The organism is Acinetobacter sp. GWC1_38_13 (assembly GCF_001767535.1).
In the GTDB taxonomy this organism is placed as follows: domain Bacteria; phylum Pseudomonadota; class Gammaproteobacteria; order Pseudomonadales; family Moraxellaceae; genus Acinetobacter; species Acinetobacter junii.
The window spans coordinates 1-6,839 of the sequence record NZ_MELG01000107.1 but is presented as its reverse complement, the minus strand read 5'-3'; the positions used below and the strand labels follow the sequence as shown (position 1 = coordinate 6,839).

8 protein-coding genes and 1 pseudogene are annotated in these 6,839 nt (G+C 38.9%); 5 read left to right on the top strand and 4 right to left on the bottom strand.

Annotation, left to right across the window (positions count from 1 at the left end; genetic code table 11):
- The 3 genes from A2003_RS11615 to A2003_RS11605 all read right to left on the bottom strand — a co-directional run.
- Window positions 1–365, bottom strand: a 365-nt coding sequence (locus A2003_RS11615) for an MFS transporter (RefSeq protein ID WP_286687410.1), incomplete at its 3' end; no start/stop codon positions are given.
- A 78-nt stretch (window positions 366–443) separates the two neighbouring features.
- The gene (locus A2003_RS11610) at window positions 444–1,694 is read right to left on the bottom strand and encodes an esterase-like activity of phytase family protein (protein ID WP_286687409.1); all 1,251 of its coding nucleotides are present in this window, start codon (window positions 1,692–1,694) and stop codon (window positions 444–446) included.
- A gap of 107 nt (window positions 1,695–1,801) precedes the next feature.
- A complete protein-coding gene (locus tag A2003_RS11605; RefSeq protein WP_286687408.1) occupies window positions 1,802–2,224 on the bottom strand; it encodes a helix-turn-helix domain-containing protein in 423 nt (140 codons plus the stop codon).
- 81 nt (window positions 2,225–2,305) lie between these two features.
- Between A2003_RS11605 and A2003_RS11600 the strand changes: the two are divergent.
- The 5 genes and pseudogenes from A2003_RS11600 (at window position 2,306) to A2003_RS11580 (ending at window position 5,381) form a co-directional block, all read left to right on the top strand.
- Window positions 2,306–2,794 (top strand): annotated as a pseudogene (locus tag A2003_RS11600) (DUF2938 domain-containing protein).
- Between the two features lie 14 nt (window positions 2,795–2,808).
- Window positions 2,809–3,372 (top strand): flavodoxin family protein, encoded by a 564-nt coding sequence (locus tag A2003_RS11595; protein ID WP_286687407.1) that lies wholly within the window; start codon window positions 2,809–2,811, stop codon window positions 3,370–3,372.
- A 4-nt stretch (window positions 3,373–3,376) separates the two neighbouring features.
- Window positions 3,377–3,607 carry a DUF2798 domain-containing protein gene (locus A2003_RS11590; protein WP_194596807.1) on the top strand — a complete coding sequence of 77 codons (231 nt, stop codon included), beginning with the start codon at window positions 3,377–3,379 and terminating at the stop codon, window positions 3,605–3,607.
- A 329-nt stretch (window positions 3,608–3,936) separates the two neighbouring features.
- Entirely contained in the window at window positions 3,937–4,500 is a 564-nt protein-coding gene (locus tag A2003_RS11585) for a lytic transglycosylase domain-containing protein (RefSeq protein ID WP_286687406.1), read from the top strand.
- A 362-nt stretch (window positions 4,501–4,862) separates the two neighbouring features.
- Window positions 4,863–5,381: a lytic transglycosylase domain-containing protein gene (locus A2003_RS11580; protein ID WP_004957196.1), complete on the top strand. Its 519-nt coding sequence runs from the start codon at window positions 4,863–4,865 to the stop codon at window positions 5,379–5,381.
- A gap of 60 nt (window positions 5,382–5,441) precedes the next feature.
- On the opposite strand, the gene cysK is transcribed toward A2003_RS11580, so the two are convergent.
- Window positions 5,442–6,443, bottom strand: coding sequence for a cysteine synthase A (gene cysK, locus A2003_RS11575; protein ID WP_112987662.1), 1,002 nt, complete (start codon window positions 6,441–6,443; stop codon window positions 5,442–5,444).
- Window positions 6,444–6,839 lie beyond the last annotated feature (396 nt).

Here is a 6,839-nt window from a genome sequence, read left to right as displayed (position 1 = left end):
ACAGCTAAGCCAATAAAAATACGAGTAGTCAGAAAAATTTCCCAAATCGGAAATGAAGCACTAATCAGCAATAATACGGAAACAAAAAATAAGGCAAACACCATAATCCTTTTGCGTCCATAACGATCAGATATGAATCCTGTGAACAACAAACCAATCGCGAGTGCAATGGTTGAAAAAGATAAAGGGAAACTACTGTGGGTCGGTGTGACCTGAAAGAATTTTGCAAAGATCGGCATCATCGGCTGTACACAGTACAAGGATGAAAAGGAAGCAAAACCAGCAAAGAACAAAGACCATAAAATCGCGGTAAAAGATTTTGAACCATATTCAATATGGGTTGGGCGTGTAACTGATTCAGACATGAGGACTCCTTCTGCCTGATCAGTATACGCTTTCAACCGAAATGAGGAATGACCATTTCGGCTAATTTTACCCGACGTTTAAAATAATGCTTTCGGCAAACGAATCTGGATAATTTCGTTGTCGTCCGCAAGTTTGGCATTACGTCCCGAAGAACCTGGGAAATTATTGTCATTCAATACAGTTAATGTCGTTCCATTTTCAATAATTACATCTTCAATCGTTTCAAATGGGAAAGCAAAGACCTGACCTGTTCCAATATCCCCTTCACGCGCTGTGCCATAGAGTAAATTTGGATTGGCAATTTTGATTAAATCCAACAAATCTTCACGCACTACCATTTGTTTAGGCTCGGTCAAAGTGACCCGTATCAGCTTTTTATACCCGCCTAAATTATTTTGGCTCGCATCACGTTCGATGATGATGCCATCTTTATCACTAAACAATTGGAAATCACCGATATTGGTTGCCTTGCTATTTAAAGCGAACCAATAATATTGTCCCGTATAGCTTTTCTTCTGAATATCAAATTGAGAAATCAGAAGTTGACCTGTTGCATCATTCAGCAATGGCTTTTCCAGTAGAGGATATAGATATTTGCCATCTGGAGAAATCGCCATTCCCTCAAAGCCGCCACTGCGCTGTACCAAAGGCTCAACAAAATTGATGTTGGCTTTGTTGAATTGGTTTTGTGGAGAACGTAGGTCTTGGACTGGATTTAAAGGATTAGGCAATCCAATTGGAGCATCCAATAAAATTCCTTCTGCTGAGAAATGTAATAAGTAAGGGCCAAACTCATCACCGATCCAATAGCTCCCATCTGCTGCACGTTGCATCGACTCAGGATCAAAATCAGCACCTGTTAATAAACGTTCTGAAGTATTTCCATTCACAATTTCAAATGGAATACGTTTATTGGGATCACGTAATTGAATAAAGCTTTGGACTGAAACTTGCCCTGTGCCTTTATTTTTTGTTCTGAAATCGGTTTTGATTTTATAAATACGCAATAAATAATCCGCTGAATTGTCTTGCGTACCAAAACCATTATCAGACATCGCCATATAACTACCGTCTTCATTTTTCAAAGCAGCCGAGAAACCTTGTATAGGTTGCCCTTTAAATGGTGGATAAATACCATTCGCTCCACTGACAGCGTTGCCAGAATCAGGTCCAATCGCATAGGTTTCTACAGGCAGCTTAGCAAAAGAAATCAAGGTTGGCTCAGTCACTTGATCTACCGATGTTTTTTGATCTTGATCATCATCATTACATGCCGTTAAAGCCAAAGCACTACAGCACAATAAAGCCAATAAAGTTTTCTTGTTCATGGTTTTATACATTTGGTAAAAATTAAGAAAAATTAGAACAAGTTTTTATGAAACTTTGACTTCAATAAAATGACATCTTTATGGCGATGCAATCCGATGCTTTCTCCTTAAAACTCTGTTTTGTTTTGGAGTTTTGTGGGCTGATATTCACCTGCAATCGCAGCTTTTAAATAATTCTGAAAAGTCGGACATTGCATATGATTTTCTGCAGGACATACCGCAGCATGTCTCAATCCTTCGCTGATGAAATGTAAACGTCGTGTCATTTGTTCTAATTGTTCTGCCTTATCATTCAGCATTTTCCGATCCAACTCAGGCTTTCCATCCTGCCCAAACATGCTTGCAATTTCATCCAATGAAAAGCCTGCTGCTCGACCTAATGCAATGAGAGCCAGTTGATCCAAAACTTGTTTACTGTACTGACGACGTAAGCCATGACGACCAATCGATTTGATTAACCCTTTCTCTTCATAAAAGCGCAATGTCGATGTCGTGAGCTTTGCTTTTTTTGCGACTTCACCAATATCCATAAATACCCCTTGACTTCAAGTTGACTTGAACTTGCACAATCAATTTATCAGATTTTATTGGTAAAGGCTCAAGGTGATGAAATGAATGTGTTGGAACGATTGATCTACATTTTTGGACTTGGTATTGGTGCAACCATCATCATGGATATTTGGTTGTTGATATTAAAAAGATTCAATATCCCAACGTTAAATTTTGCTTTACTTGGGCGTTGGGTTGGCTGGATTTTGCGTGGAAAAATCCAGCATCAATCCATTGCTCAAAGTCCAGAAATTCGACATGAATATCTACTTGGCTGGATTGCTCATTACAGTGTGGGTGTCATTTTCTCTTTCAGCTTTATTTTAATGGTAGGCCAAAATTGATTGGCTCAACCTCAATTTCCTTCTGCACTTTCCTTTGGTGTGATCACTGTTTTGATCCCTTTCCTGATCATGCAACCCGCGATGGGTTTAGGTATCGCTGCCTCAAAAACACCTCAGCCTTTTATTAACCGCATCAAAAGTTTGATCAATCACAGTATTTTTGGGTGTGGTTTATTTCTCACCGCTGAATTATTTAATTTTTTCTAATCGAGGACAACACTATGAAATCTATCGCAATTATCTATCATAGCCGCCAAGGTCATACACAATTTATTGCAGAGCAAATTCAAATAGGTGCTGCACAAGTAGAGAATATTCAAATTGATTTGTTTACAGCAGAATCATTGATGGCTCATCCAGACCTCATCACCCAATATGATGGACTCATTTGGGGTAGTCCAACTTATTTAGGCGGTGTTTCAGGCACCTTCAAACAACTGATGGATCTCACAGGAGCATTATGGAAAAAGCAAAGCCTAAAAGGAAAACTCGCGGCAGGATTTACGGTTTCATCACTTCCTGCTGGAGATAAACAGTCGACACTCATTTCACTTTTCACCTTTTGTATGCAACACGGTATGATATGGATTGGTAATCCTGTTCTACCTGAACAACACCAAGGTGTACCTTATACTCAGGCACTCAATCGTCTTGGTTCTTGGTCAGGTTTAATAGCGCAAGCTGAACATCAAAGTGCAGCCAATGCGTTTGATTTTGGTGATATTAAAACCGCTCAATTATTCGGACAAAATTTTGCATTAAATTTAAATGCAATTCAGAGGTGATTACGTGAAGGCAGCAAGTCTTTTATTTCCATTCATATTATCTTGCATGATGTCATTTCTTATCTCAGGAATTACCACCTTTAAAGCGGTAGGTTTAATTGATAACTTCTTTTCGATGTGGATGTCAGCTTGGATTGTGGCGTGGATGTTTGCATTTCCAAGTGTATTAGTCTGTGCACCGATTGCTCAAAGGCTAGTAGCATGGATAATAAAGACAGCCAATTTGAAGCATTGAGATATTCAACTATGTAAGCCACAGCCTACACGAAATCAGGTGATTGACGCATATACAACATGCCAATACTTACCTAGAATGCAAGACATAGAGACAGGATGTCTCATTTAAAATAACAAAAAGCACAGGACGTGGTCATCGACAGGAGTTGGTGATAGCACCAAATACGAAGAAGCCTCGACAGGAAGTCGAGGCTTCTTTTTTTTTCTAAATTAAGTCAAGCCTAAAATATAAAAACCAACGATTTTGCCTATGAACCATCATTGACCCGAACTAGGCCTCTTTTTACTATCCGCGTGCTTTTATAGAATGGACACACCTTTTTCACAATGATAACGCGATACAGATTTTCTTTTACTCAGTTTCAAAACAAATGTCTTAAACTCAGCTTTATTGTTATTAGTGCCTACTTCATCGTTGCATGTACAACAACAAAATCACCAACAATCAGCTATTCACAGCAATTTTCACAAGGCATTCAAATGGCTTTTTCTGTTCATCCAACAACTGCAAATCGTGTCGCACCCATGATTCTGCAAAGCGCTGAATCTTATAATATTTCTCCACATTTACTTGCTGCACTGATTCGACAAGAATCTAGCTATATCGCCAATGCCAGATCATCAGCAGATGCCGTAGGTTTGACCCAAGTACGTCCCAAGTTTTGGCAACAGACCTGTTCTGGAAATCTTTATGATGAACAGATTAATATTAATTGTGGCGCATACATTCTTGCAAAATACTATCAAGCGACTGGTGATTGGTTCAAAGCACTTGGTTATTACAATGTCGGGCCAACCGGTTATAAAAGAAGTCTTTACATGCGCAATCAAGCACATCGCTACGCCAACTCAGTAAAACGCCATGAGCAAGCTTTAAAAGAAGCATTATGATTACATCATGTACGCATATACGTACATCAGTTGCGGTGATTAGCGAATATACGACTAAAGTATAAAGCTCTATTATAAGAATCATAAAGAGACAGGAAGTCTCATTCAGAACAACAAGAAGCACAGGACGTGGTCGTTGACAGGAGTTAACGGCAAGAAACCAAATATGAAAAAGCCTCGACAGGATGTCGGGGCTTTTTTTATATCTAAACAATGCTCTTCACATGATCGCAAAATAACTATTATTGACTCATTTACATGGTGTTAATACCATCAATTCATCTTTGTACTTTTGGTTTATTATTTTGCAATTCTTATTCAATCATACTGATCAATACAGTCGTATCAATAAATTTAATGGAATGATTTTAAAAATTAGTTTGATCATGATAGCGATCAGTATGACAGCATGCAGTAGTTTAAGCGGGTCATTTGCAAACCGATCTAATCAATTGTCTTCAGGTTTGCAAAATGCTTATTCTGTTGCTCCAAATACTGCCAATCGTTTATCTCCTATGATTGTGCAAAGTGCTGAACGTTATGATGTTTCACCGACTTTACTTGCTGCACTAATTCGCCAAGAATCAAATTTTAATAGCTCAGCGCGTTCTCCCACAGGTGCGATTGGTCTAACTCAAATTATTTCTAGTTATTGGAGTACATCTTGCCCTGGCAATTTGTATGATGAAAATACCAATATCAACTGTGGTGCTTATATTCTTTCTAGCTATTACAAATCTGCTGGCAGTTGGTCTAAAGCTGTAGCGTATTACAATGTTGGACCGACAGGCTATGAACGTAGTTTTTGGACTCGCCATAAAGCGAAGAAATATGCACGCTCAGTTAAGCGCCATGAAAAAACCTTAAAGAAAGCCTTATAAGAATGAAGTAATAAAAAAACCATGCGCTTAGGCATGGTTTTTACTCACTAAACAATAGAATCAAACTTCGTCAAATAAACCTTCAAATAAAACAGAAGATAAATAACGCTCACCACTATCAGGCAAGATCACCACAATGGTTTTACCGGTATTTTCAGGACGTTCTGCAATTTGAGCTGCTGCTGCTAAAGCTGCACCACTTGAGATACCAACCAAAATGCCTTCTTGAGTTGCACACTTTCTTGCCCACTCAATCGCATCGGCACTATTTACGGGTACAACCTCATCCACCAAATCCAAATCTAAGTTCTTAGGAATGAAGTTTGCTCCAATACCTTGAATCTTATGCGGTGCGGGTGAAATGCTTTCGCCATTTTTTGTTTGAGTAATGATTGGAGATTCAGCAGGTTCAACTGCGACAGAATAAATTGGCTTATTCTGAACTTGCTCAAAATAACGAGAAATGCCAGTAATTGTCCCGCCCGTGCCAACACCTGCAACTAGAATATCAACTTCTCCATTGGTTGCCTGCCAGATTTCTGGACCTGTAGTGTCAACATGAATCTGTGGATTGGCTGGATTTTCAAATTGTTGTGGTAGAAAATAAAGCTCTGGATTTTCCGTTGCTAAACGAACCGCTTCATCTACTGCACCTTTCATACCTTTAGCAGGTTCAGTTAAAACAAGATTCGCGCCTAAAGCTTTTAATACTTTTCTGCGTTCTAAACTCATACTGGCTGGCATTGTCAAAGTGATTGGATAACCTTTTGCTGCTGCAACGAATGCTAATGCAATTCCTGTATTGCCACTGGTTGGTTCAACAATATGCATACCCGCTTTCAACACACCACGCTTTTCCGCATCCGCAATCAAAGCTGCACCAATACGGCATTTCACTGAGAATGCAGGATTACGACTTTCAACTTTTGCCAATACTGTTGCGCCAGTTTTAATCAGACGATTGATACGAACCAATGGTGTATTACCAATCGCTTCAGCATTGTTTGAATATACTGCTATCCCTAAGTTTGCAGGCGTTGGAAATTGTTGATCGGTCGACATGTTATTTCCTTATTAGATTTGGAATGATTCTCAATCATTATAGGCTTGTCAGCTGAGTAGGAAAGTAGAAAACGTAGGATTTATGAAAAGTTATATTTTAATGAGCTAACTCTACTTCATCATCCACTAATATGTGTGTTGTATCACTCAACAAGATTGCTACACGGCTACAGTGAACTATAAGATGTTCCAACCATCTTTGCGCAGCTAAGAGCTCTAAAGTATAAGTCGCAGGAATATTCTTGTTTGCAGCATCTTCTATGGTAATCCCCCCTAAAAATAATAGGATCTAAAAGTAGAATTTTCTCTTAAGATACGAGCAGGAGATTCTGCATGAAAACATCTAAATTTACTGACAGTCAGATCATGTCCATCTTGAAACAGGCAGAATCTGGC